This is a genomic window from Aquaspirillum soli (genome assembly GCF_054781915.1).
The window spans coordinates 1-22,192 of sequence record NZ_BAAGTM010000020.1 but is presented as its reverse complement, the minus strand read 5'-3'; the positions used below and the strand labels follow the sequence as shown (position 1 = coordinate 22,192).

Genomic DNA, 22,192 nt, shown 5'->3' with positions numbered 1-22,192 from the left:
TTTCGTATCAGAGAAAAAATCAAAGCCCCGTAAAGGGAAAATCACACGCTGGGCGGTGGCCGCTGATGATTTCAGCAAGGGCTTTACCCGAGCCGGGGCCTTGCGTCCAACCAAGGGTACCGTGTCCCGTGTTGAGAAACAGATTGTGCCACCCTTTTGCGCGTCCAATAAAGGGCACATTGCTGGGGGTGGATGGCCGCAAGCCACTCCAAAACTGTGGATGATCGTAGTCTGCTGCCTCTGGAAACCATGCCCGAGCTACCTGTAACAAGGCTTGGCAACGGATGGGGTTAAGGTGATGAGAATATCCACTGAATTCTGCTGTCCCTGCAATCCGTAATTGATCGCCAAGCCGAGAAAACACCACTTTTGCGGCTTCATCAGTCATGCTCACCTCGGGCGCGGCATCAGGGCGGGTGATGTTAACGGTGGCTGAATAGCCTTTAGCGGGATAGATGGGCAGTCGTATCCCCACTGTCGCGGCAATCAAGGGCGAGAAACTGCCGAGTGCCAATACATAAGCATCGGCATGTAAGGCTTGATAGTGTCCTTCGGCATTGGTCACCGAGACTGCCGAGATCCGGCCATCTCCCCCCGCTTCTAACGCATTGATGCGATGACCAAATAAGAAAGTCACCCCTTGTTGTCGTGCTTGTTCAGCCAAGGCACGGGTAAACAGTCGCACATTGCCAGAGGCATCCGTCGCACAATATGTCCCACCCACCAAGCGCTGGGCACAGTGTTTCAGTGCTGGCTCAATCTCAATCAGTTGCGAGGTACTCAGTACCTGTCGTTCCACCCCGTATTGCTGCATAAAACGGGCAATCTGGGCCGCCTGATCCAGTTCTTGTTGTTGGTCGTATAGACAGATAATCCCTTGAGAACGGCGTTGATAGTCGAGTGCTAGGCTGGCATCGAGTTCAGCAAAGGCTGCGCGGCTATACAACCCGATTTGCAACATGGCACGGATATTATTTTGCTGGCGCTGTTGCCGACATTCCCACAAAAAGCGTAAGCCCCATTCCCATTGCTGTGGGTCTAATCGCCATCTAAACAACAGGGGGGCATCTTCACGCCATAGCCATTTCATTGCCAACCAAGGGGCATCGGGTGAGGCCCACGGTTCGGACTGGCTGACCGAAAGCTGGCCACCGTTGGCAAAGCTGGTTTCGTTGGCGGCTTGGCTTTGCCGGTCAACCACGGTCACATCATGGCCGGCCTGTGCCAAAAACCATGCAGTGGAGACGCCCACCACCCCCGCCCCCAACACCAGCACTCGCATATTTCATCCTTCTCTACACAGGGTTCGCTGTTTAGCGTGCCGCCAGTTCATAAACCGTTTTGCCGCGTAATTTGAACAAATCTGTCGCGTGATACAAATTTTCAGAATGACCGACAAATAATAAACCGTTTGGTTTCAATAACGGATGGAATTTCTTTAACACCGCATACTGTGTATCACGGTCGAAATAAATCATCACATTGCGGCAGAAAATCGCATCAAATTTATTGCGAATCGGCCAATTATTTTCCACCAAATTGATTTGCCGGAATGTAATCATATTCCGTAAAACCGGCTTCACCCGATAACGACCATCGGCTTGTTTTTCAAAGTATTTTTGTTGCAAAGCAGCTGGAACTTTATTCACTTTATCTGCTGCATAGTAGCCATCTGCCGCTACTTTCAGCACATGCGTATCTAAGTCAGAAGCAAACACTTGGATATTGCTGCGGCCACCAGTGGCCTCGAGTAGGGTGATTGCGATGGAATAGGGTTCTTCTCCAGTGGATGCCGCAGCACACCACACGTTGATTTCGCCACTGAGATTTTTAACGTGATCGGCTAACAGCGGAAAGTGATGTTCTTCACGGAAGAAGAAGGTCAGGTTGGTGGTGAGCGCGTTAACAAAGGCTTCTAGTTCGTCGCGTCCAGCAGGGGATTCTAGAAAATTGACATAGGCCGCAAAATTGGCCAGCTTTAATTCACGGACACGGCGCACGAGACGACCATACACCATATCTTTTTTTGTCGGATTGAGGGCAATTCCTGCCTTGCGATGAATAAAGTTGCGGATGCGCTCGAAATCTTGCTCGGTGAATTCAAATTCACGGGCAAAATTCATCGGCGGGAGATTGGGCAAAGGCGGAAATAAAGGTTTGCCGGCAGACATGATGAACCTCTCTATGAGACAAATAGCAAAAAGCCCAAGCAGTGTGCTGCTTGGGCTTGACCGGCGGCAGCCTTAATCAGTGGGGCTTAAACCGAGAAAGAAGAACCGCAACCACAGGTAGACACGGCATTCGGGTTTTTAATCACAAATTGTGAACCCTCAAGGCTTTCCTGATAGTCGATTTCTGCGCCAATGAGGTATTGATAGCTCATGGGGTCAATTAACAAAGTCACCCCTTCTTTTTCAACTAGGCTATCGTCTTCATTCGCAATTTCATCGAAGGTAAAACCATACTGGAACCCAGAGCAACCGCCACCTGTGACGAAAACGCGCAGTTTCAGGTCGGGATTGCCTTCTTCAGCAATCAATTCTTTGACTTTGTTACATGCGCTGTCGGTAAACACCAGTGGCATGGCAGGGGCATTCATAGATCAATCTCCTTAAAAACGGGCTCTTTGGATTATGGCGGCCACCTGTTGCAAAATCAATCATGCCACCAGTGGGGTTTTTAAGGCAGCAAGGGGACGTGGTCGATCCCTGTTTGTTCAGCGAAGCCAAATAATAGGTTCATATTTTGTACCGCTTGCCCCGCCGCGCCTTTAACCAAGTTGTCGATCACCGACAAAATCACCACCGTGTCGCCACCTTGTGGACGATGCACCGAGATACGGCAGGTATTGGCACCACGGACAGAACGGGTTTCTGGATGGCTGCCGGCTGGCATCACATCGACAAAATGTTCATTGGCATAGCGGTTTTCATACAAGGCTTGTAAATCGACCTCTTTGGTTAGCCGTGCATACAACGTGGCATGGATACCGCGAATCATTGGGGTCAGGTGTGGCACAAAGGTTAAGCCCACTGGTGTACCTGCGATTGCAGCCAACCCTTGTTTAATTTCTGGCAAATGGCGATGACCTGCTACGCCATAGGCTTTGAAGGTGTCACCAGCTTCGGCAAATAAAGCACCCACTTCGGCTTTCCGGCCAGCACCAGAGACACCCGATTTGCAGTCAGCAATCAGGCTGGTGCGGTCAATGGCATCGGCTTCTAACAGCGGTAGGAAACCCAACTGGACGGCAGTTGGATAACAACCGGGGTTGCCGACCACGCGGGCTTGTTGAATGGCTGCCCGATTGACTTCGGGTAAACCATAAACTGACTCTGCCAACACATCTTGGCAGCTATGTTCCATTTTGTACCACTGTTGGAATTCACCGGCATCACGCAGGCGGAAATCTGCCGCCAAGTCGATCAACTTGACCCCTGCGGCTAACAAACGAGGTGCCTCTGCCATGGCCACACCATGCGGTGTGGCGAAAAACACCACATCACATTGTTCTAGTTTGGCTTCATCAGGTGTTGAGAAAGCAAGATTCACCCGCCCACGCAAGCTAGGAAACATCTCTGCCACTGGCATCCCAGCCTCTTTGCGCGAGGTAATCGCGGTCAGTTCTACCTCAGGATGGGTTGCCAATAAACGAAGCAGCTCTACGCCGGTATAGCCTGTACCACCTACAATCCCTACTTTAATCATGTTGAGATCCTTGCTTTAAATATCAGCCAAACAGAAAGGCGATAATACTAGCTTTTGCTGCATAAGATTGCGATGCTATTTCTGTTGCAATTTAAGGAAAATCATCATGTCGAGTCATGAAAGTGCGATGCAAGCGGCGCGGACACTGGTTGCCAACCATCATCATGCCAGTTTGGCCACACTCTCTCAGAAATGGGAAGGACATCCGTTTGCCAGTTCTGTGGCGTATGTGGCCGATCTGCAAGGTCGTCCGGTGATGTTGTTAAGTGGCTTGGCTGAACATTGCCAAAACTTACGTGCAGATCCGCGTGCAAGCGTGTTAATCAGTGAACAAAAATCTGAACACTCTGCCGAGCAAGTCGCCCGTTTAACGTTGATGGGGCGGATGTCTCCTGTCAATTTGACTGAAGCTGAGCAGCAGCATTTTTTACATGCTTTGCCGCACATGGCAGATTATTTGCAGTTGGGTGATTTTGGTTTTTGGCGGCTAGAGGTGGAGAAAATTCGTTTGATTGCCGGATTTGCTGCTGCGCGTTGGTTGTCCGGTTCGGAATATCTGCGTGCTGAGAGCGGCTTAGAGCAGATCTCGCAGTCGGTACCACAGCATCGCAAGGACTAAAGCCGGCGTACGGAAGCGCGGGCCGCCGGGAAAGGGACGATGTTTTAAGCGGCTAAACACATCGAAGCGACTGGCTTGGCCACTGATGGCTTCTGCCATCAATAAACCGGCCAGTCCTGTTAACGCAACACCATGCCCTGAGAAACCCTGTGCATAAAACACATGCGGTAACAAGCGGCCAAAATCAGGGGCGCGGTTCATGGTGATATCAACAAAACCACCCCAACCAAACTCAACTTTACTCGCCGCCAGCTTTGGGAAAACTTTTAACATATCTTGTCGCATCGATTGTTTCAGGTTGAGCGGCGACATACCGGAATAACTGACCCGACCCCCAAATAACAAACGCCAATCATGCGATAGACGGAAATAGTCCAAGACGAAATTGGTGTCGCACACTGCGCTATTTTGCGGTAGCAAACTGCGTGCAAGCGACTCACCCAAGGGTTCCGTCGCAATAATATAGGTACCCACCGGCATAATGCGCCGGTCGAGTGCTGGCGCCAGCTCGCCGAGGTAGGTATTGCCTGCTAACAACACATAGTTAGCTTGGACTTGGCCTTGTGGTGTGTTTAACACAGCTGGGGGCCCTGCTTTAATTGCTTGCACCGGACTGTGTTCGTAAATCTGTACACCGCTATGGCTGGCCGCTTGTGCCAGACCGAGGGCATAGCGCAAAGGGTGGAGATGGCCGCTGTTGGGGTCGTATAAGCCGCCGATGTAGCGTGATGAGCGCAGATAGGGGTCTAGCTCATAGCGCCCTTCGAGGATATTAAAGTCATGGTAGTCGTAGTGATCGGCGGCCTGTTGTTGCCACTGTCGCAGGGCATCCATCTGGCGCATTTTCAGTGCGGCATGAACATAACCCCACTGTAGGTGACAGTCGATGTGATAGGCCTCCACACGTTCTTTCACCAGTTCCACCGCCTCCAAGCTCATCTGCCACACGCGGCGAGCTTGTTCACGCCCCAGCTGTTGTGCAATGGTTTCCATACCACAAGCGACATCGTTCAACACTTGGCCGCCATTACGCCCAGAAGCCCCCCACCCGACTCGAGCCCCTTCCAAAATCACCACCGAAAACCCGCACTTAGCTAATTCAAGGGCAGCACTCAGCCCAGTATATCCGGCACCGATCACACAGACATCGGCTTGGACTGAGTTTTGTAGCGTGGGATAGTGCGGCATGGGGCCGGAACTGGTGGCATACCATGAGGCGGTGTGCTCTTGGTGAGCGAACAAGCGGGGCGTATTGTGCATAAACCTACCTGAGAAAGACCACAGGGAGGCTTTCGCCTCCCTTGTTAGCGTCAGCGCCTTAGGCGGCGAGTAACCGCCGTTTTTTCTCGGCGCGTGCCATGACACGATTGGCGACAATCACCAATGTCCCAACCACGAACACGGTGATGGTTGCCAAGGCGTTGATTTCGGGGTTTAAGCCGAGCCGTACCCGCGAGAAAATCAACTGTGGCAAGGTGGTCGAGCCGGGGCCAGATAAGAAGGCGGTAATCACCAAATCATCTAACGACAGGGTAAACGCCAATAGAAAGCCCGATGCTAATGCTGGCGCAATCAAAGGCAGCGTGATGACGAAAAACACCTTCATCGGACGCGCCCCCAAGTCCATCGCCGCTTCTTCAACCGAGCGATCCATTTCCACCAACCGTGAGCGAATCACCACCGTGACATACGCCATACACAAGGTGACATGGCCGACCCAGATGGTGAGGACACCGCGTTCTTCCGGAAAGCCAAACCACTGCTGCATTTGTACAAACAGCAATAACATCGACAAACCGGTAATCACTTCAGGCATCACCATCGGTGCTGTAATCATGCCAGCAAACAGGCTTTTACCGCGAAAACGGCCGAAACGTGCTAATACCATGCCCGCAATCGTGCCTAGTGCCACAGCCATGACACTAGATAGCAACGCCACTTTGAGGCTCAAACCCAGTGCTGACATCACGGCTTCATCGCGGAACAACTCGCCATACCAGTGGGTGGAAAAACCACCCCAAACGGTGACCAGTTTGGAGGCGTTGAACGAGTAGATCATCAAAATCACAATCGGCGCATACAGAAAAAAGAAACCGATGCCGAGAGAGGTTTTGCCGAACCAAGATATTTTTTGACTCATGATGATTGGTTCCTAGTGACGTGCGGCGGCTTGTGCCAACATCCGTTCTTCACGGCGATGGAGGAAGACAATCGGCAACACCAACAATGCCAACATGATGGTTGTAACAGCCGCTGCCATTGGCCAGTTATTGTTGTCGAAGAACTCCATCCACAATACTTTACCGATCATCAAGGCTTCGGGTGTACCCACTAATTCGGGAATCACAAACTCACCCACCGCAGGGATAAACACCAACATCGAGCCAGCAATAATGCCGTTCTTGGACAGAGGTAAGGTGACTTTCAAAAAGGCTTCCCACGGTTTACAACCTAGGTCTGACGCAGCTTCGAGTAAACGCCCGTCCAATTTCACCAAGTTGGCGTACAACGGCAAAATCATAAATGGTAGATAGGTGTAAACCATCACGATTTGCACCGAGAAAGCCGTGTGCATCAACTGTAACGGTTCTTGAATAAAACCAAAGTTGAGGAGCAATTGGTTAATCAAACCTTCATTGTTCAACAACCCCATCCACGCATACACCCGTACCAAAAAAGAGGTCCAAAATGGCAACATCACCAACATCAGCAAGGTGTTGCGGCGCGATTCCTCAGCTCGGGCAATGGCATACGCCATCGGGTAGCCCAATAACAAGCAGAGCGCCGTGGTGGTGATGGCGACCTTGAGCGAGCTTAGATAGGCGTCGGCATACAGGCTATCTTCGGCAATAAAGGTAAAATTACCGATATTGAGCGAGATATTGATCAGATTATCGGCAAACTCTACAAGAGGCCGATACGGTGGACTGGCGATTTCCACCTCTGAAAAACTGATCTGTAGCACGAATAAAAACGGCACGAGGAAAAATAGCAGCAGCCAACCATAAGGAATGGCAGTGAGCAGCGTTTGGCCCGAGGGAAAGAAGCGTTTCATTGTGTGAGCACCACCCCATCGTTATCACCCCAACTGATAAAGACAGGCTCTTCCCAAGTTGGAGCAGGTTCATCGCGCCATTGTGTGGCGGGCACACTGGCTTTGATAATTTTGCCGCTGGCTAATTTGATGTGGTAAATCGAAAAACCACCCAGATAGGCAATATCGTGTACGACACCGCTGGCTTGATTACGGACTTCTGTGGGTTGTTCACGAGATAGATAAACGCGTTCTGGGCGTAAGGAATACCAAAGCTGCATCCCCAGTGCGCCAGTGATGCCGTGGGCAACGAAAATCGGGGTGGGAAGATCGGGGCTGGCAATCTCGACGAAATCAGGTTCATCAACCGCTAAATGACCTTCAAAGATATTGGTTTCACCAATAAATTCAGCGGTGAAGCGACAATTTGGATACTCGTAGATTTCGTTTGGCGTGGCGACTTGTAAGAGTTGGCCTTCGCTCATGATCGCAATGCGGCCTGCCATCGTCATCGCTTCTTCTTGATCGTGGGTCACTATGATGCAGGTGACCCCGACTTGCTCAATCAGATTGACCAGCTCAAGTTGGGTTTGTTGCCGCAGTTTTTTATCCAACGCCCCTAACGGTTCATCCAACAATAACAGTTTGGGACGCTTGGCTAAGGAACGTGCTAACGCCACCCGCTGTTGTTGGCCACCAGAGAGCTGATAGGGTTTGCGACCCGCGTATTTTTTCATTTGCACCAAATCGAGCATTTTTTCGACTCGGGCATCAATCTCAGCCTTCGGTAATCGATCTTGTTTCAAACCAAAGGCAATGTTTTGTGCGACAGTCATGTGAGGAAACAGCGCATAGCTTTGGAACATCATATTGATTGGACGTTCATAAGGCGGCAACTGTGTAATATCTTGACCATCAAGAATAATACGACCCGATGTTGGGGTTTCCATCCCTGCCAACATCCGTAATAGTGTGGATTTCCCCGAGCCTGAACTACCGAGCAGGGCAAAAATATCGTTTTTATTGATTGTCAGATTGACGTGGTCAACCACGGTGTTATCACCAAATTTTTTGACCACATCGACAATTTGCAGGTAAGGCTGGCCCGATTTGGCCGCGTTGGCTGCGCTCACAGAAGATTCCATCAGCATCACAATCCACAGGGGTACGGGCGTCTGCCCGTACCAAGTTCATAGACAAAAAACGAGCTGCTGTTGACTAGGCCAGCACAGCTCAGCACTTATTTACGAGTTTTGATTTCCGTCCATAAGCGGGTCTGAAGGCGTTGGATTTTGGAATCCAAAGGCAGCTGCACAAAGCTGGCTTTTTGTACTTCAGGGCTCAGGTAGATCGAGGGGTTTTTGCGGTCGGCTTCACTCACCAGCGCTTGTGCCGGTTTGTTTGGCACAGCGTAATGGACGGTGTTGGCCGCATCTGCATGGACTTTAGGCCGCAAAATGTAGTTGATGAACAGGTGGGCGTTCTCGACGTTTTTCGCGTCTTTTGGAATCACCATGCTATCCATCCACAACATCACACCGGTTTTCGGTGCCAAGACCTGCAGTTCAATTTTGCGTTTGGCTTCGGCAGCGCGGGTACGGGCGATGTTTAAGTCACCTCCATAGCCCAAGGACACACACAGCGAACCATTTGCAAATTCGTTGATATAGCCAGACGAGCTAAAGCGGGAGATATTGGGCCGAACTTTTTTATACAAGTCGGCTGCGGCACGCCAATCGGCTTCGTCGGTGGTGTTGGGGTTTTTACCCAGATAATGCAGGGCGATCGGCAAGGCTTCAGCAGGGCTGTCTAATACCGAAATACCGCAGGACTTCAGTTTGCTGCTGTATTTTTCGTTAAACAGTAAGTCCCATTCATTGGCTGGCATCGGTTCGTTGCCTAATGCGGCTTTTACCTTGGCAACATTGATACCCAGTGTGTTGATACCGTAGAAGTAGGGCACAGCAAACTTATTGCCGGCATCAAACTTGTCCATCTGTTGCATGATGGCAGCGTCGAGGTTGCCATAGTTGCTGATTTTGCTCTTGTCTAAAGGTTGATAGACACCGGCTTGGATTTGTTTGGCCAAAAAGGCATTGGTGGGCACCACAATATCGTAGCCAGAACGACCGGTCAGGATTTTTGCCTGCAACACCTCGTTAGAGTCGTACACATCATAGCGCACCTTGATGCCCGTCTCTTTTTCGAAGTCTTTGATCGTATTGGGCCCGATGTAATCCGACCAGTTATAGATATTCAATACCTTGCTCTCAGCCTGTGCCATCGGCGTGGCAAACGCGGCAATCACAGCTAAGGCAACCAGTTTTCCGGTAAAGACGCGCATCGGTACAACTCCTCTATTAAGCCGCCGACCATCCCAATGATGGTCGGTCAGCACCGGCAAGGTGCCGGGGCGGGGGATTTTACAACCGCCCTAACTCACGGGCGAACTCATCAATACACTTTTTCGCCAAAGAGACAAATTCTTCGGCTTCGCTGCGGGTCATTACCAGCGGCGGGGCCGAAATCATACTGTCTCCGGTGGCACGCATGACTAAATTATTGCGGAAACAAATATCACGGCAACGTAATGCTAACTCACCGCCATTGGCAAAACGCTTGCGTGTGCTCTTGTCTTCGACCAGCGTTAAAGCAAAAAAGAAGCCAAGCGTTCGCACATCATCCACCAGTGGATGGTGATCGAAAGCGTCATGCCACAGTTGATGAGCATACGGTACCACCTCGCTATTCATGCGTTCGATGATGTTTTCTCGTTGCAGAATGCGAATGTTTTCCGCTGCGACTGCGGCGGCGACGGGATGGCCGGAATAGGTAAAGCCGTGGTTGAAATCACCTTGCTTTAATACTTTTGCCACCTCGTCATGCACCAACACGCCACCAATCGGCAAATAGCCAGAGGACAAGCCTTTAGCAATCGTCATCAGGTGAGGTTTGATGCCGTAATATTGCGAACCAAACCAATGGCCGGTGCGCCCGAATCCACAAATCACTTCATCAGCAATCAATAAAATACCGTATTGATCACAAATGCGCTGGATTTCTGGCCAATAAGTTGTCGGTGGGATGATGATGCCGCCGGCGCCTTGCACAGGTTCACCGATAAACGCCGCCACATTTTCCACGCCCAGTTCTAGAATTTTCTTCTCTAATTCCCGCGCGGCTTTCAGGCCATATTCTTCTGGCGATAAGTCGCCACCATTGGCATACCAATACGGTTGTTCAATGTGAACGATGCCCGGAATCGGTAAATCGCCTTGTTGGTGCATATAATCCATGCCGCCGAGCGAAGCGCCACCGATAGTAGAGCCGTGATAACCATTGATACGAGAAATGATGGTTTTCTTATTTGGCTGTCCAAGGCTGGCCCAGTAGTGGCGCACCATGCGAATGACTGTGTCGTTACCTTCCGAACCTGAGTTGGTATAGAAGACGTGGTTGAATCCCTCGGGGGCAACTTCGGATAACAGCTGTGAGAGTTCGACCACGGGTGGATGCGTGGTTTTGAAGAAGGTGTTGTAGAACGGCAATTCCTGCATTTGACGGTAGGCCGCGTCTGCCAACTCTTTACGGCCATAACCGACATTGACGCACCACAGCCCAGACATCCCATCAAATAGCTTATTGCCTTCAGAATCCCACAGATAGACCCCTTCGCCTTTTACAATCACGCGGCTACCGTGGCGATTGAGGCCATCCATATCCGAGAAGGGATGTAAGTGATGGGCGGCATCCATAGCTTGCCATTCGCGAGTGGTGTGTGTTGTGCTCATAATTTTGATTCCTTACAAAATATCGTTGCCGGTGTGGTTTGTGTCGTGACACTAAACATGCAGCAATAAATGACGACGTTCCCACGGGCTAATTACCCGCGCATATTCGATGTACTCTTCTTCTTTAACCGCGCAGAAGGCGTTTACAAAACGCTCACCTAACACTTCTGCCATCGGTTTGCAGCCACGCAACACCGGGATGGCATCATCCAAACCACGTGGGAAGGCAAACGGAAAACCATAGGCATCGCCTTCTAATGGGGCCGATGGTTGTTGTTTTTCCATGATGCCCAACCACGCAGCGGCTAGGGTGACGGCGATGGCGAGGTAGGGGTTGCAGTCCACCCCGGGCAGCCGGTTTTCAATACGGCGGGCAGCGGGGCTGGAATGGGGGACGCGGATACCGCAGGTGCGGTTGTCATAGCCCCATTGCACATTGATCGGCGCAGCGGTGTAACGCACTAACCGGCGATAGCTGTTCACAAAGGGCGCAAAGAAAGCAATGACTTCGGGGAAGTATTTTTGCATACCACCGATGGCATGCAGAAACACCTCACTTGGGCTGCCATCAGCGTTAGAAAACACATTTTGACCAGTTTGTTTATCGACCACACTCATGTGTAAGTGCATGGCAGAACCGGGTTCGTTCTCCATCGGCTTGGCCATAAACGTGGCATACATATTGTGACGAATCGCGGCTTCGCGCACAGTTCGTTTAAACAAGAATACTTGGTCGGCCAACTCAAGCGGATTGCCATGCAGGAAGTTAATTTCCATCTGGCAGGCACCGACTTCATGAATTAGGGTGTCGATGGCGAGGTTTTGTGCTTCGCAATAGTCGTAAATGTCTTCGAACAAGGGATCGAATTCATTAACCGCATCAATCGAATAAGCGGCACGGCCTGTTTCAGGACGACCGGTGCGGCCAATCGGTGGTTGTAACGGCACATCGGGATCGCGGTTCACATCAACAATATAAAACTCCATTTCGGGCGCAATAATCGGCTCCCAGCCACGTTCTTCATACAGCTTTAACACACGGCGCAACACATAGCGTGGCGACAAATCAACCGGTGTCCCGTCAAACTTATAGCAATCGTGGATCACCTGTGCCACGGGGTCTTTGGCCCAAGGCACCAGCCGAATGGTGTTCGGATCGGGGATGAGCACCATATCTGGGTCGGTTGCTGGGGTGATATTTTGGGCATATTCACCCGTCACGGTTTGCACCAACACCACTTCTGGCAGGCGCATCCCATCGTCTTCGCTAAACTTTTCGCGTGGCACAATTTTGCCACGGGCAATACCCGTGAAATCAGGGATGACACATTCGACTTCGGTGATGCGATTCTCTCGCAGCCATTCACTTAATACTGTCATGGTGTTTCCTTAAGAATGCCGGCTTTGTTGCCGCTGTTGACAGGCGCGGGCAAAGGCACTGAACAGGGTTTGTGATAAACGGTTGTCTTGATATTGCCACTCGGGATGCCATTGCACCGCCATCGCAAAGTTTTTGGCATCACGGACACGGAAGGCTTCAATCAAACCATCAGGGGCGCGTGCTTCTGCGACTAGACTGGGTGCCAATTCGCGTACACCTTGGCCATGCAGAGAATTGACTTCGGCTTCAGCCGCGCCATACCAAGCCCCTAAAATACTGTCGCTTTCAAAGCGAATGGTGTGGGCAAAGCCATATTGCTGGGCTTTGTCCTCGCCTTGTTCGCGGTGGTCGAGCATATTCGGCTGCTCATGCACTTTCTGATACAGCGTGCCACCTAGGGCAACATTCATTTCTTGAAAACCACGACAAATACCGAGAATGGGCACACCAGCAGCAATGGCGGCGCGCAGTAAAGGTAAGGTTGTGGCATCACGGGCGCTGTCGTTAAAGTCGTTGGCGACGGGCTCGGCACCATAGTGATGGGGTTCGATATTGGATGGGCTGCCGGTAAAGAGAATGCCGTCGGCGAGTTCTAAAATTGCCTCAAGCTCGTTGTCTTCTCCTAGCGCAGGTAACAACAACGGTTGGGCGCCGACGCCTCCGCGTACAGCTTGGATGTATTTCTCTCCCACAAGGTGAAAGAACTGGCTTTCCTTGAGCCACCACCGGCAACATGGGATCACCACCCGAGGTAAGCGAGAAGAGGATTTTGACATTGCAATGGACTCACAAAAAAATGGCGTCCGTTAGGGACGCCGGATCAACATTAAGCAAGCACCGTTTCTGCCGGCACATGGGGATAACCATGGGCTTGTGCGACTGCGTGGTAATTCACTTTCCCCAAACACACATTCAGCCCAGCACGCAGGTGGGCATCATGTTGTAATGCGCCTTTCCAACCCTGATTGGCTAAGGCCAACACAAACGGCAACGTGGCATGAGACAAGGCTTGGGTCGAGGTGCGTGCAACGGCCCCCGGCATATTGGCGACGCAGTAATGCACCACGTTATCAACCACAAAGGTGGGGTTTTGGTGGGTGGTGGGATGCGAGGTTTCAAAGCAACCGCCTTGATCGATGGCAACATCTACCAACACCGAGCCTGCTTTCATCAATTTCAGCATCGGACGAGTAAGCAGCTTCGGTGCGGCACTGCCGGGAATCAGCACGGCACCAATCACCAAGTCAGCGCGGACTAATTCATCTTCGATGGCATCTTGGGTTGCATAACGTGTTGCGAGATGTGGGCCAAATAACTGATCGAGTTCACGCAAGCGTGGCAAAGACACGTCTAACAATGTCACACGTGCGCCTAGGCCCATTGCCATCTTCGCGGCATTGACACCCACGACGCCCCCGCCCAAGACTAAGACGCGTGCTGGCATCACACCGGGTACGCCAGACAGCAATACGCCAGCCCCGCCTTGACTGAGCTCTAAGCAATGGGCACCCGCTTGAATAGCCATCCGGCCAGCGATTTCCGACATTGGTGCTAATAAAGGCAAGCCACCTCGCTGATCGGTTACCGTTTCGTAAGCCAGTGCCACACAACCTGAATCAACCAGCGCCTGAGTGAGATCAGGATTGGGCGCTAAATGCAGATAGGTGAATAAAATCTGCCCACGTCGTAAGCGAGCACATTCCTCTGGCTGAGGTTCTTTAACTTTGACAATCAATTCTGCTTCGGAAAAGACCGTCGCCGCATCGTCGGCAATACGCGCACCGGCGGCAATATAGTGGCTGTCGGAAAAACCGATCGCTGCGCCAGCGTAACGCTCGACAACCACATCGTGACCTTGTTTCACTAACTCTTTAATTGCTGCTGGGGTGAGGCCAACGCGGTATTCGTGGTTTTTGACCTCTTTGGGAATACCGATAAGCATGATGCGTCTCCTTAGACAACCAGTGAGTAAAATTCAGTCTAGCCACGTTAAAAATAATTGACAAGAGCTAACAAAGAATTTTTACTGACATGGTAGATCTTAACGTGGTGTGCGCCAAAATGATGCTGCATGGCAACAAAAAAGCGCACTGTGACAAAGATATAGCCGGTTAATAAGAGAAATAGATGGCAAAGCGGTGTGACGCCTTGCTGAAAAAGCGGATAACAGGCGTCAATTATTATCGACATTTGGAGTGAAGACCCCAATGGACATCGGAATGCGCCTCAAAATGGTGCGAGAGCGTTATGGCTTGTCGCAACGAGAATTGGCGAAAAAGGCAGGTGTGACCAATTCCACCATTTCCCTGATTGAACAAAATCGGGTCAGTCCATCGGTAAGTTCCCTTAAAAAACTATTAGAGGGAATCCCGATGACCTTAGGTGAGTTCTTCACCTTTGATGAGCCGGTGCAAGCCTTACCACGCTATATCTATCGTCCGCACCAACAACCCGATTTGGGTCAAAATGGGCTGCGTTTGTTGTTGCTTGGGGTGGGCATTGCCGACCGACAAATGCGAATGTTGCGTGAGCTGTATGCTCCCGGTGCTGATACGGGTCCCGAGTCTATTCGGCATGATGAGGGTGAAGAATGTGGTTTTGTGGTGCGTGGCACCATTGAATTAACCATTGATGGTCAGGTACATGTGTTACACAGTGGTGATGGCTATTACTTCCCCAGTACCCTGCCCCATCGTTTTCGTAATATAGGTGCGGATGAGGCCGAGATTATCAGCGCCAATACCCCCGCTAATTTCTAAGTTTCTTTTTGAGGAGTGCTGTTTGATGTCTTCCTTGTCTCATGCCGATTGGCAACAACGCGCCAGTGCTATTGTCCCCGAGTCGCGTGCTTTTATTGATGGTGAATATATTACGACCACAGCGTCTTTTGTGACGGTGAATCCCGCTACGCGTCAACCCTTGGCGACAGTCTCCGCGTGTGGTCAAGATGAAGTGAATGCCGCTGTCAAAGCGGCACGGAGGGCTTTTGAGCAAGGCGTGTGGGCAGGGCTGGCGCCGGCAGAGCGTAAGGCGCGGTTATTGGCTTTTGCCGAGGCAATTCGTGCTGATGCTGAACATTTGGCCTTACTGGAATGTTTAGATACAGGTAAACCTATTTCTGATGCTTTGGCTGTTGATGTAGCTGGCACTGCCTATGCGGTGCAATGGTTTGCTGAGGCGATTGATAAAGTTGGTGGCGAACTGGCGCCGCTGGCACCGAATTTACATGGCACCGTCAGTCGTGAGCCGGTGGGGGTGGTGGCAGCGATTGTGCCGTGGAATTTCCCGTTATTGATGGCCAGTTGGAAATTTGCTCCGGCGTTGGCAGCCGGTAATTCAGTGTTATTAAAACCTTCGGAAAAATCACCACTGACCGCCATTCGTTTGGGGGCTTTGGCACAACAAGCAGGCATTCCTGCTGGTGTATTTAATATATTGCCGGGGGCCGGTGATGTCGGGCAACAACTTGCTGAACACATGGATATTGATTGTGTGGCTTTCACGGGTTCGACAGCGGTGGGCAAAAAAATCATGGCCTATGCTGCACAATCGAATCTCAAGCGGGCGTGGCTAGAATTGGGCGGTAAGTCGCCGAATATCGTGTTTGCTGATTGCCCCGATTTGAAAGCGGCGGCGCGTGCGGCAGCGGGTGGAATTTTCTTTAACCAAGGCGAGATGTGTTCGGCAGGCTCGCGTGTGTTGGTGCAGCGAGAGGTGTTTGAGGCTTTCCAAGCTGAATTTGCAGCGGCGGCGGCACGTTATCAGCCAGCCGACCCCTTACATCCGAAAACACGGATGGGGGCGATTGTCGATGACATTCAATATCAGCGCGTGTTGCGTTATATCGAAATTGGTAAGCAACAAGACCGTTTGTTGTTTGGCGGCGAGGCAGTTGATACTGAAACAGGGTACTTTATTGCGCCAACAGCGTTTTATTGCCAACCAGACAGCGTATTAGCACAGGAAGAAGTGTTCGGCCCAGTGTGTGCGGTGATCCCTTTTGATAACGAAGATCATGCAGTCGAAATTGCCAACGATACAGAATATGGTTTAGCGGCGGCGTTGTGGACGCGTGATGTCAGCCGTGCCCACCGCCTCAGTCGTCGTTTGCGTGCCGGCACGGTATGGATCAATTGTTATGATGAAGGTGGTGACCAGAATCTCCCCTTCGGTGGTTATAAACAATCGGGTAATGGCCGTGATAAATCGCTACATGCCTTGGAAAAATACACAGAATTGAAATCGACGTTGTTAAAACTGTACTAATCGGCCAGTACATGGCGCACAGGCTCGCGGTATGATGGCCATCCTCTAACGAGCCCTGTGTGCCCACTAGCTGAGAGTGTTTGCATGTATTTTGAACATATTGTGGTTGTTAACGATCCAAATCATCCTGTCCTGCCGTTGTCTCGTGCCCAATTGTGGCGAGGCCTACGGCGCCGCGCGTATTCGCCCCTTGAGTTTATTGAAGCTGCCGACGATTGCACGATTGTAGAACAAGGCGAAAATTGGCTGCTGCGAGAGATTCACTTTGGCCAAATGTCGGTACGTGATCGTATTGAATTTCTGCCACAACAGGCTGTCCACTACCACACCGAGGCGAATGAGCAACATGCTGGTGGCAAAGTGTCGATGGTGATTGAAGAGCCTCAAGCTGGTGTGATGTGTGTCCGTTTTGTCTATCAGACCCCTCTCCCTGAACAATCTCCCGAGGAAAAGCACTATGCCTCGTATGTCAAAAAAGCCTATCAGCAAATGGACATTGAGAGCATTCGAATCATCCGCGAGCTGGCCGAGCAAGGCGAATTGAACGAGCCCCATTAAAAGAGAGTGATATGAAAACAACGTTGAAATGGATTGATGGTGTGTGTTTTATGGCAGAAACCGGCAGCGGTCATGCCGTAGTGATGGACGGTGCGCCTGAAGGCGGGGGGCGTAATCTGGGCCCGCGACCGATGGAGCTATTGTTGGCCGGCACTGCGGGTTGTACCAGCTATGATGTAATCAGTATTTTGAAAAAATCACGGCAAGATGTGCGTGATGTCAAAGTTGAAGTGGATGCCGAGCGTGCCGAGACCGATCCTAAAGTGTTTACACGGATTCATTTGCACTTCGTCGTTGTGGGGCGAGATTTAAAACCCGAGGTGGTTGAACGGGCGATTCGTCTGTCAGCTGAAAAATACTGTTCTGCTTCGATTATGTTGGGTAAAACAGCAGAAATTACCCACGATTTTGAAGTATTACAGGCTGATTGAGCCATAGACAGCGAGGTGAGCCGTGGATGAGATGGTGTTGGCGGCGTTGGCAAAATGGCCGAATGTGCCCGATGTATATGGTTGGCTAAAACTGGATGGACGTGGGGATTGGTTGATATTAGACAGCCGCGTGAGCCATACCGGGTTAAGTGAGTTTATGCACCGAAACGTGGGTGTGGATGAGCGTGGCGCCTGCTTTGTACAAAATGGGCCGCAGCGGGTGTTTTATCAGTATGCCACTGCACCGTGTGTTGTCAGCTGGCAAGCAGCAACATGGCAAGCCCGCCCTCAGTTTGATTTGTCATGTGGCATAGACCATGCGTGGTGGGTCGATGAGGGTGCGCTCTATCTTGGCTTTGGACAGACTTTAGCCGCCGTCGATGATCGTGATTTGCCTCTGTTGTTGGGTTGTCTTTACCATGCAGATGGGCGGCCCCTCGATGACTGGCCACAGGCTGGCGCACAATTCATTGTTGCGGATCAATATGTGCCGCTTGAGGTGATTTCTCGTACCGATTTACTGCATCGCTATCAGCTCTGTATCAACCCAGATGCACAACAAAGCACCGACTGTGTGTTAGGTCAAAGTCGGTGAGCCATAAAACTTTGTGCAAGGGAAGCGCTGGCAGTATGCTTGTATCGTCTTATTTGCAGCGATAGTCTGCGAGTCAACGGCGTGTTAGCACGACAGCGACGGCTGCAACGTTACATCCACATGGGAAATTCGAGATGAATAAAAAGCACAAAAAACGGTTGGAGCAACTCACCGATATCCTTGCAAAAGAACAGCCAATGGTATCAGGGGCAGCCGAGGCGTTTTATCCTTATGATCTAGTGTTGCTACTACAGCACCACCCACAAATCCGTGCCTTGGTGGCCGAGATTGCAGCCTCTGCGGTAACAACCGTTCCATCCGAAGCATTGCCGCTTGTTGCACCCGTGGCATCGAATCTGGTTGTTTTAAGCGAGTTAGAACAGGTACAACAGCGCCTACAAGAGGCTGAAACCGATAAACAACGAGCACAAGAAGAACTGCGCCAACTGCGTGAACAGTGGGAAGCCTTAGAGCCTGAACATGAACGCTATCGTTGTGATTTAGAATGGGCGCAAAGCGAACTGCAAAAAGTACAACAGCGCAATAGTGAGCTGGTTGTGCAGACCCAAAATGCCGTGGTTTTACCAGAAGCCGTGATGCAGCTGGTCAAGCTGTTGCAAGCCCAGCCGAGTTTGGCCCATGCTTGGTTGAAAGAATTGCCGACTGCTGAAGGAGAATTGGCCGTCAAAGTCATCGCAGCAGTGGCCGTGTGGCGAGGCATTGAAGCCCTGTGGGATTGTTTAGCGCATATCAGCAAACAACAGAAACAGCCGGTTATTCAACAGCAACAACAGCTGTTAGATGCCGCTCTTGCCTTACATCAAACCCTGACCGGTGACACCGCTTCTGCACTCGTACCTGCTGAACTCGATGCACGTTACGATGCTGCGCAACATGAACGTTGTTGTGGTCGTAGTGGACAAACCATTACCCAACAATGTTTGCCCGGGTTGCGTAACAGTGATGGCAAATTGGTGCGGAAGTCGCTGGTAAAAACTGCCTAAGTTCAATTTCTCTGAATAAGATCAGCAACTCTTTTCGCTAACATTTTCGCGATTCACTCTTTATATTTCCTCGATCAACAGCGGTTAACTTTAACCGCTGTTCACTTTTTTTGAGGAAATATCATGCTCACCTTACGTCCTGCTCAAGAACGTGGCCATGCTGAATTTGGCTGGTTATCTGCCCGCCACAGTTTTTCGTTTGGTCACTATTTCGACCCTGGTTTTACGGGTTTTTCTGATTTATTGGTCATCAATGACGACCGAATCGCTCCCAGTGGTGGCTTTCCGATGCATGGTCATCGCGATATGGAAATCATCACTTGGGTGTTAGAGGGTGAGCTAGAACACCAAGACAGTATGGGGCATCGTGCGCGGATTGTGCCAGGGGAAGTGCAATATATGCGGGCCGGTAGCGGGGTGCGTCACAGTGAATACAATGCTTCAGCACAACACAGTTTGCGGTTACTGCAAATTTGGATTCAACCACAAACGCTGGGTTTGTCACCGACTTACCAACAGATTGCTTTTTCTGCTGAGGAATTACACAACCGTTTACATTGTATTGCTGCACCACATCCTGCACCCCGTCACGTCACCTTAGCGCAAGATGCTTATCTCTATGCCGGTCGTTTCGAGGCCGGTGCTGCTTGGCAACATACTTTCGTGGCGGGTCGCTGTGCCTATCTACAGTTGGCGCGGGGTGAATTGTTAGTGAATGGGATCGCGATGCAGGAAGGCGATGGGCTATTTATCGAACAAGAAACCCGACTCGATTTGTTGGCTGAACATGCGGCTGAAGTATTGTTATTCGACCTGCGGCATGTACCACAATAATAAAAAACCCGCTGCGTGGGGCAGCGGGTTGGCCAGCGTTTAACGACTGATTGGCTTATAGCGAATCCGTTTTGGTTTTGCGCCTTCTTCACCCAAACGTTTTTTCTTGTCTGCTTCGTATTCTTGATAGTTACCATCAAAGAACACCCATTGGCTCTCGCCTTCGCACGCTAAGATATGGGTCGCGATACGGTCGAGGAACCAACGGTCGTGAGAAATCACCAACACCGAGCCAGCAAACTCTAGTAAGGCATCTTCTAAAGCACGCAGCGTTTCAACGTCTAAATCGTTGGAGGGCTCGTCAAGCAGCAACACATTGCCGCCTTTCAGCAAAGTTTTCGCCAGATGCAAGCGGCCACGTTCACCGCCTGACAAATTGCCAACGATTTTTTGCTGATCGCCGCCTTTGAAGTTAAAACGACCCAGATAGGCGCGGCTCGACATTTCAAACTTACCGACTGTAATCAAATCCAAACCGCCCGACACCTCTTCAAAAACGGTTTTATTTGATTCCAAATTGGCACGACTTTGATCAACAAATGCCATTTGTACCGTTTGGCCAATTTTGACGCTGCCGCTATCAGGCTGTTCTTGACCGCTTAACATACGGAACAAAGTCGATTTACCGGCACCGTTGGGGCCAATGATGCCAACAATCGCGCCGGCTGGGACTTTGAAACTCAGGTTGTCGATCAATAAACGATCACCAAAGCCCTTGCTGACATTTTCAAATTCGATGACCTCGTTGCCTAAACGCTCGGCGACAGGAATAAAGATTTCTTGGGTTTCATTCCGTTTTTGATGTTCGAAGCTGGATAACTCCTCAAAACGGGCAATCCGTGCCTTGGATTTTGCCTGACGCCCTTTGGGATTTTGACGCACCCACTCCAGCTCTTGTTTCATCGCCTTCATACGGGCAGCTTCAGATTTGTTCTCTTGAGCTAAGCGCGCTTCTTTCTGCTCAAGCCAGCTTGAATAGTTGCCCTTCCAAGGAATCCCGTGGCCACGGTCCAATTCTAAAATCCACTCTGCCGCATTATCTAAGAAGTAACGGTCGTGGGTCACGGCAACGACTGTGCCGGGGAAGCGCACCAAAAACTGTTCTAACCATTCAACCGACTCAGCATCTAAGTGGTTGGTTGGTTCGTCTAATAGCAACATGTCTGGTTTGGACAACAACAATTTGCACAATGCTACGCGGCGTTTTTCACCCCCAGAGAGATGACCGATTTTGGCATCCCATGAAGGTAAGCGCAGCGCATCAGCCGCAATTTCTAGTTGCAGACTGGTATTGTCTCCTGCGCCGGTCGCAATAATGGCTTCTAATTTGGCCTGCTCTTCTGCTAGCGCATCAAAATCGGCATCAGGCTCAGCATAGGCGGCATACACCTCATCCAAGCGTTTTTGCGCTGCCATGACATCACCCATGCCCGACTCAACTTCTTCACGGACTGTTTTTTCTGCATCTAATTCTGGTTCTTGTGGCAGATAACCAATTTTGACCCCAGCAAGATGTTGCACCTCGCCTTCATATTCCTTTTCCACACCGGCCATGATTTTCAACACGGTTGATTTACCCGAGCCGTTCAGACCAAGTAAACCAATCTTGGCACCGGGGAAGAAAGAAAGAGAAATGTCTTTAATGATTTGCCGTTTTGGAGGAACAACTTTGCTCACGCGGAGCATGGACATCACATATTGCGCCATAACTGTGTTGCTTTCTTAAGTGATTAAACCCAGCAAACAGTATAACAGCCGTCCATCTCAGGCAATGTTTACCCTTGAAGTGACATTTTTTGTTCAAACAGTAAAAAATAAAATCTTTTATAACAATGCTTTATCTGCTTTTATAGATTTTTTTGGTGATTAGGTGTTGACGGTGTGTGAGGGAGTGGGTATAGTTCGCTTCCTCGCTGCAACACAGCAGCAGCAAACAGCGTTTAGTTGTTTGATCGATCTTTAACAGAATAC

Annotated in this window: 22 protein-coding genes; 8 read left to right on the top strand and 14 right to left on the bottom strand. The window is 50.6% G+C overall.

From position 1 onward, the window contains the following. Positions 1 to 19: 19 nt before the first annotated feature. The 4 genes from ACYVJG_RS12045 to argC form a co-directional block, all read right to left on the bottom strand. A complete protein-coding gene (locus tag ACYVJG_RS12045; protein ID WP_460431269.1) occupies positions 20 to 1,282 on the bottom strand; it encodes a D-amino acid dehydrogenase in 1,263 nt (420 codons plus the stop codon). Between the two features lie 31 nt (positions 1,283 to 1,313). Further along, on the bottom strand, positions 1,314 to 2,171 hold the full coding sequence (locus ACYVJG_RS12040; RefSeq protein WP_460431268.1) for a CheR family methyltransferase: 858 nt from the start codon (positions 2,169 to 2,171) through the stop codon (positions 1,314 to 1,316). An 86-nt stretch (positions 2,172 to 2,257) separates the two neighbouring features. Continuing rightward, a complete protein-coding gene (erpA, locus tag ACYVJG_RS12035) occupies positions 2,258 to 2,599 on the bottom strand; it encodes an iron-sulfur cluster insertion protein ErpA (RefSeq protein WP_022653466.1) in 342 nt (113 codons plus the stop codon). Positions 2,600 to 2,679: 80 nt separating this feature from the next. Further along, positions 2,680 to 3,708 carry an N-acetyl-gamma-glutamyl-phosphate reductase gene (argC, locus tag ACYVJG_RS12030; protein WP_460431267.1) on the bottom strand — a complete coding sequence of 343 codons (1,029 nt, stop codon included), beginning with the start codon at positions 3,706 to 3,708 and terminating at the stop codon, positions 2,680 to 2,682. 106 nt (positions 3,709 to 3,814) lie between these two features. Between argC and ACYVJG_RS12025 the strand changes: the two genes are divergently transcribed. Next, on the top strand, positions 3,815 to 4,327 hold the full coding sequence (locus tag ACYVJG_RS12025; protein WP_460431266.1) for a HugZ family pyridoxamine 5'-phosphate oxidase: 513 nt from the start codon (positions 3,815 to 3,817) through the stop codon (positions 4,325 to 4,327). Here ACYVJG_RS12025 and ACYVJG_RS12020 read toward each other — a convergent pair. The 9 genes from ACYVJG_RS12020 to ald form a co-directional block, all read right to left on the bottom strand. Beyond that, positions 4,283 to 5,587, bottom strand: coding sequence for an NAD(P)/FAD-dependent oxidoreductase (locus tag ACYVJG_RS12020; protein ID WP_460431265.1), 1,305 nt, complete (start codon positions 5,585 to 5,587; stop codon positions 4,283 to 4,285). The two genes, ACYVJG_RS12025 and ACYVJG_RS12020, sit on opposite strands and share 45 nt — an antisense overlap. Before the next feature lie 58 nt (positions 5,588 to 5,645). Further along, positions 5,646 to 6,470 (bottom strand): ABC transporter permease subunit, encoded by an 825-nt coding sequence (locus ACYVJG_RS12015; RefSeq protein ID WP_460431278.1) that lies wholly within the window; start codon positions 6,468 to 6,470, stop codon positions 5,646 to 5,648. Positions 6,471 to 6,479: 9 nt separating this feature from the next. Continuing rightward, entirely contained in the window at positions 6,480 to 7,382 is a 903-nt protein-coding gene (locus ACYVJG_RS12010) for an ABC transporter permease subunit (RefSeq protein ID WP_460431264.1), read from the bottom strand. After that, entirely contained in the window at positions 7,379 to 8,506 is a 1,128-nt protein-coding gene (locus tag ACYVJG_RS12005) for an ABC transporter ATP-binding protein (protein WP_460431263.1), read from the bottom strand. Before ACYVJG_RS12005 ends, ACYVJG_RS12010 begins: the two co-directional genes overlap by 4 nt. A gap of 95 nt (positions 8,507 to 8,601) precedes the next feature. Then, on the bottom strand, positions 8,602 to 9,705 hold the full coding sequence (locus tag ACYVJG_RS12000; protein WP_460431262.1) for a polyamine ABC transporter substrate-binding protein: 1,104 nt from the start codon (positions 9,703 to 9,705) through the stop codon (positions 8,602 to 8,604). Between the two features lie 79 nt (positions 9,706 to 9,784). After that, on the bottom strand, positions 9,785 to 11,152 hold the full coding sequence (locus ACYVJG_RS11995; RefSeq protein WP_460431261.1) for an aspartate aminotransferase family protein: 1,368 nt from the start codon (positions 11,150 to 11,152) through the stop codon (positions 9,785 to 9,787). A 51-nt stretch (positions 11,153 to 11,203) separates the two neighbouring features. Then, entirely contained in the window at positions 11,204 to 12,532 is a 1,329-nt protein-coding gene (locus ACYVJG_RS11990) for a glutamine synthetase family protein (RefSeq protein ID WP_460431260.1), read from the bottom strand. Positions 12,533 to 12,541: 9 nt separating this feature from the next. Next, a complete protein-coding gene (locus ACYVJG_RS11985; protein ID WP_460431259.1) occupies positions 12,542 to 13,309 on the bottom strand; it encodes a gamma-glutamyl-gamma-aminobutyrate hydrolase family protein in 768 nt (255 codons plus the stop codon). Between the two features lie 50 nt (positions 13,310 to 13,359). Further along, a complete protein-coding gene (ald, locus tag ACYVJG_RS11980) occupies positions 13,360 to 14,475 on the bottom strand; it encodes an alanine dehydrogenase (RefSeq protein ID WP_460431258.1) in 1,116 nt (371 codons plus the stop codon). Between the two features lie 265 nt (positions 14,476 to 14,740). On the opposite strand from ald, the gene ACYVJG_RS11975 reads away from it, so the two are divergent. The 7 genes from ACYVJG_RS11975 (at position 14,741) to ACYVJG_RS11945 (ending at position 20,221) form a co-directional block, all read left to right on the top strand. Next, positions 14,741 to 15,292 carry a cupin domain-containing protein gene (locus tag ACYVJG_RS11975; RefSeq protein ID WP_460431257.1) on the top strand — a complete coding sequence of 184 codons (552 nt, stop codon included), beginning with the start codon at positions 14,741 to 14,743 and terminating at the stop codon, positions 15,290 to 15,292. A gap of 25 nt (positions 15,293 to 15,317) precedes the next feature. Then, the gene (locus tag ACYVJG_RS11970) at positions 15,318 to 16,799 is read left to right on the top strand and encodes an aldehyde dehydrogenase (RefSeq protein WP_460431256.1); all 1,482 of its coding nucleotides are present in this window, start codon (positions 15,318 to 15,320) and stop codon (positions 16,797 to 16,799) included. Positions 16,800 to 16,883: 84 nt separating this feature from the next. After that, positions 16,884 to 17,357, top strand: a complete 474-nt coding sequence (locus ACYVJG_RS11965; protein ID WP_460431255.1) for an SRPBCC family protein — start codon at positions 16,884 to 16,886, stop codon at positions 17,355 to 17,357. 11 nt (positions 17,358 to 17,368) lie between these two features. Further along, on the top strand, positions 17,369 to 17,788 hold the full coding sequence (locus ACYVJG_RS11960) for an OsmC family protein (RefSeq protein ID WP_460431254.1): 420 nt from the start codon (positions 17,369 to 17,371) through the stop codon (positions 17,786 to 17,788). 31 nt (positions 17,789 to 17,819) lie between these two features. Next, on the top strand, positions 17,820 to 18,383 hold the full coding sequence (locus ACYVJG_RS11955; RefSeq protein WP_460431277.1) for a DUF2946 family protein: 564 nt from the start codon (positions 17,820 to 17,822) through the stop codon (positions 18,381 to 18,383). Between the two features lie 134 nt (positions 18,384 to 18,517). After that, positions 18,518 to 19,387, top strand: a complete 870-nt coding sequence (locus tag ACYVJG_RS11950) for a hypothetical protein (protein WP_460431253.1) — start codon at positions 18,518 to 18,520, stop codon at positions 19,385 to 19,387. Positions 19,388 to 19,510: 123 nt separating this feature from the next. Next, entirely contained in the window at positions 19,511 to 20,221 is a 711-nt protein-coding gene (locus ACYVJG_RS11945) for a pirin family protein (RefSeq protein ID WP_460431252.1), read from the top strand. 39 nt (positions 20,222 to 20,260) lie between these two features. Here the strand turns inward: ACYVJG_RS11945 and ettA are convergent, their stop codons facing one another. Continuing rightward, positions 20,261 to 21,928, bottom strand: coding sequence for an energy-dependent translational throttle protein EttA (ettA, locus tag ACYVJG_RS11940; RefSeq protein WP_460431251.1), 1,668 nt, complete (start codon positions 21,926 to 21,928; stop codon positions 20,261 to 20,263). Between the last annotated feature and the right edge of the window lie 264 nt (positions 21,929 to 22,192).

Coding starts and splice junctions, on each gene's coding strand:
- ACYVJG_RS12045 (WP_460431269.1), bottom strand. CDS start 1,282: ATGCGAGTGCTGGTGTTGGGGGCGGGGGTGGTGGGCGTCTCCACTGCA.
- ACYVJG_RS12040 (WP_460431268.1), bottom strand. CDS start 2,171: ATGTCTGCCGGCAAACCTTTATTTCCGCCTTTGCCCAATCTCCCGCCG.
- erpA (WP_022653466.1), bottom strand. CDS start 2,599: ATGAATGCCCCTGCCATGCCACTGGTGTTTACCGACAGCGCATGTAAC.
- argC (WP_460431267.1), bottom strand. CDS start 3,708: ATGATTAAAGTAGGGATTGTAGGTGGTACAGGCTATACCGGCGTAGAG.
- ACYVJG_RS12025 (WP_460431266.1), top strand. CDS start 3,815: ATGTCGAGTCATGAAAGTGCGATGCAAGCGGCGCGGACACTGGTTGCC.
- ACYVJG_RS12020 (WP_460431265.1), bottom strand. CDS start 5,587: ATGCACAATACGCCCCGCTTGTTCGCTCACCAAGAGCACACCGCCTCA.
- ACYVJG_RS12010 (WP_460431264.1), bottom strand. CDS start 7,382: ATGAAACGCTTCTTTCCCTCGGGCCAAACGCTGCTCACTGCCATTCCT.
- ACYVJG_RS12005 (WP_460431263.1), bottom strand. CDS start 8,506: ATGGAATCTTCTGTGAGCGCAGCCAACGCGGCCAAATCGGGCCAGCCT.
- ACYVJG_RS12000 (WP_460431262.1), bottom strand. CDS start 9,705: ATGCGCGTCTTTACCGGAAAACTGGTTGCCTTAGCTGTGATTGCCGCG.
- ACYVJG_RS11995 (WP_460431261.1), bottom strand. CDS start 11,152: ATGAGCACAACACACACCACTCGCGAATGGCAAGCTATGGATGCCGCC.
- ACYVJG_RS11990 (WP_460431260.1), bottom strand. CDS start 12,532: ATGACAGTATTAAGTGAATGGCTGCGAGAGAATCGCATCACCGAAGTC.
- ACYVJG_RS11985 (WP_460431259.1), bottom strand. CDS start 13,309: ATGTCAAAATCCTCTTCTCGCTTACCTCGGGTGGTGATCCCATGTTGC.
- ald (WP_460431258.1), bottom strand. CDS start 14,475: ATGCTTATCGGTATTCCCAAAGAGGTCAAAAACCACGAATACCGCGTT.
- ACYVJG_RS11975 (WP_460431257.1), top strand. CDS start 14,741: ATGGACATCGGAATGCGCCTCAAAATGGTGCGAGAGCGTTATGGCTTG.
- ACYVJG_RS11970 (WP_460431256.1), top strand. CDS start 15,318: ATGTCTTCCTTGTCTCATGCCGATTGGCAACAACGCGCCAGTGCTATT.
- ACYVJG_RS11965 (WP_460431255.1), top strand. CDS start 16,884: ATGTATTTTGAACATATTGTGGTTGTTAACGATCCAAATCATCCTGTC.
- ACYVJG_RS11960 (WP_460431254.1), top strand. CDS start 17,369: ATGAAAACAACGTTGAAATGGATTGATGGTGTGTGTTTTATGGCAGAA.
- ACYVJG_RS11955 (WP_460431277.1), top strand. CDS start 17,820: ATGGTGTTGGCGGCGTTGGCAAAATGGCCGAATGTGCCCGATGTATAT.
- ACYVJG_RS11950 (WP_460431253.1), top strand. CDS start 18,518: ATGAATAAAAAGCACAAAAAACGGTTGGAGCAACTCACCGATATCCTT.
- ACYVJG_RS11945 (WP_460431252.1), top strand. CDS start 19,511: ATGCTCACCTTACGTCCTGCTCAAGAACGTGGCCATGCTGAATTTGGC.
- ettA (WP_460431251.1), bottom strand. CDS start 21,928: ATGGCGCAATATGTGATGTCCATGCTCCGCGTGAGCAAAGTTGTTCCT.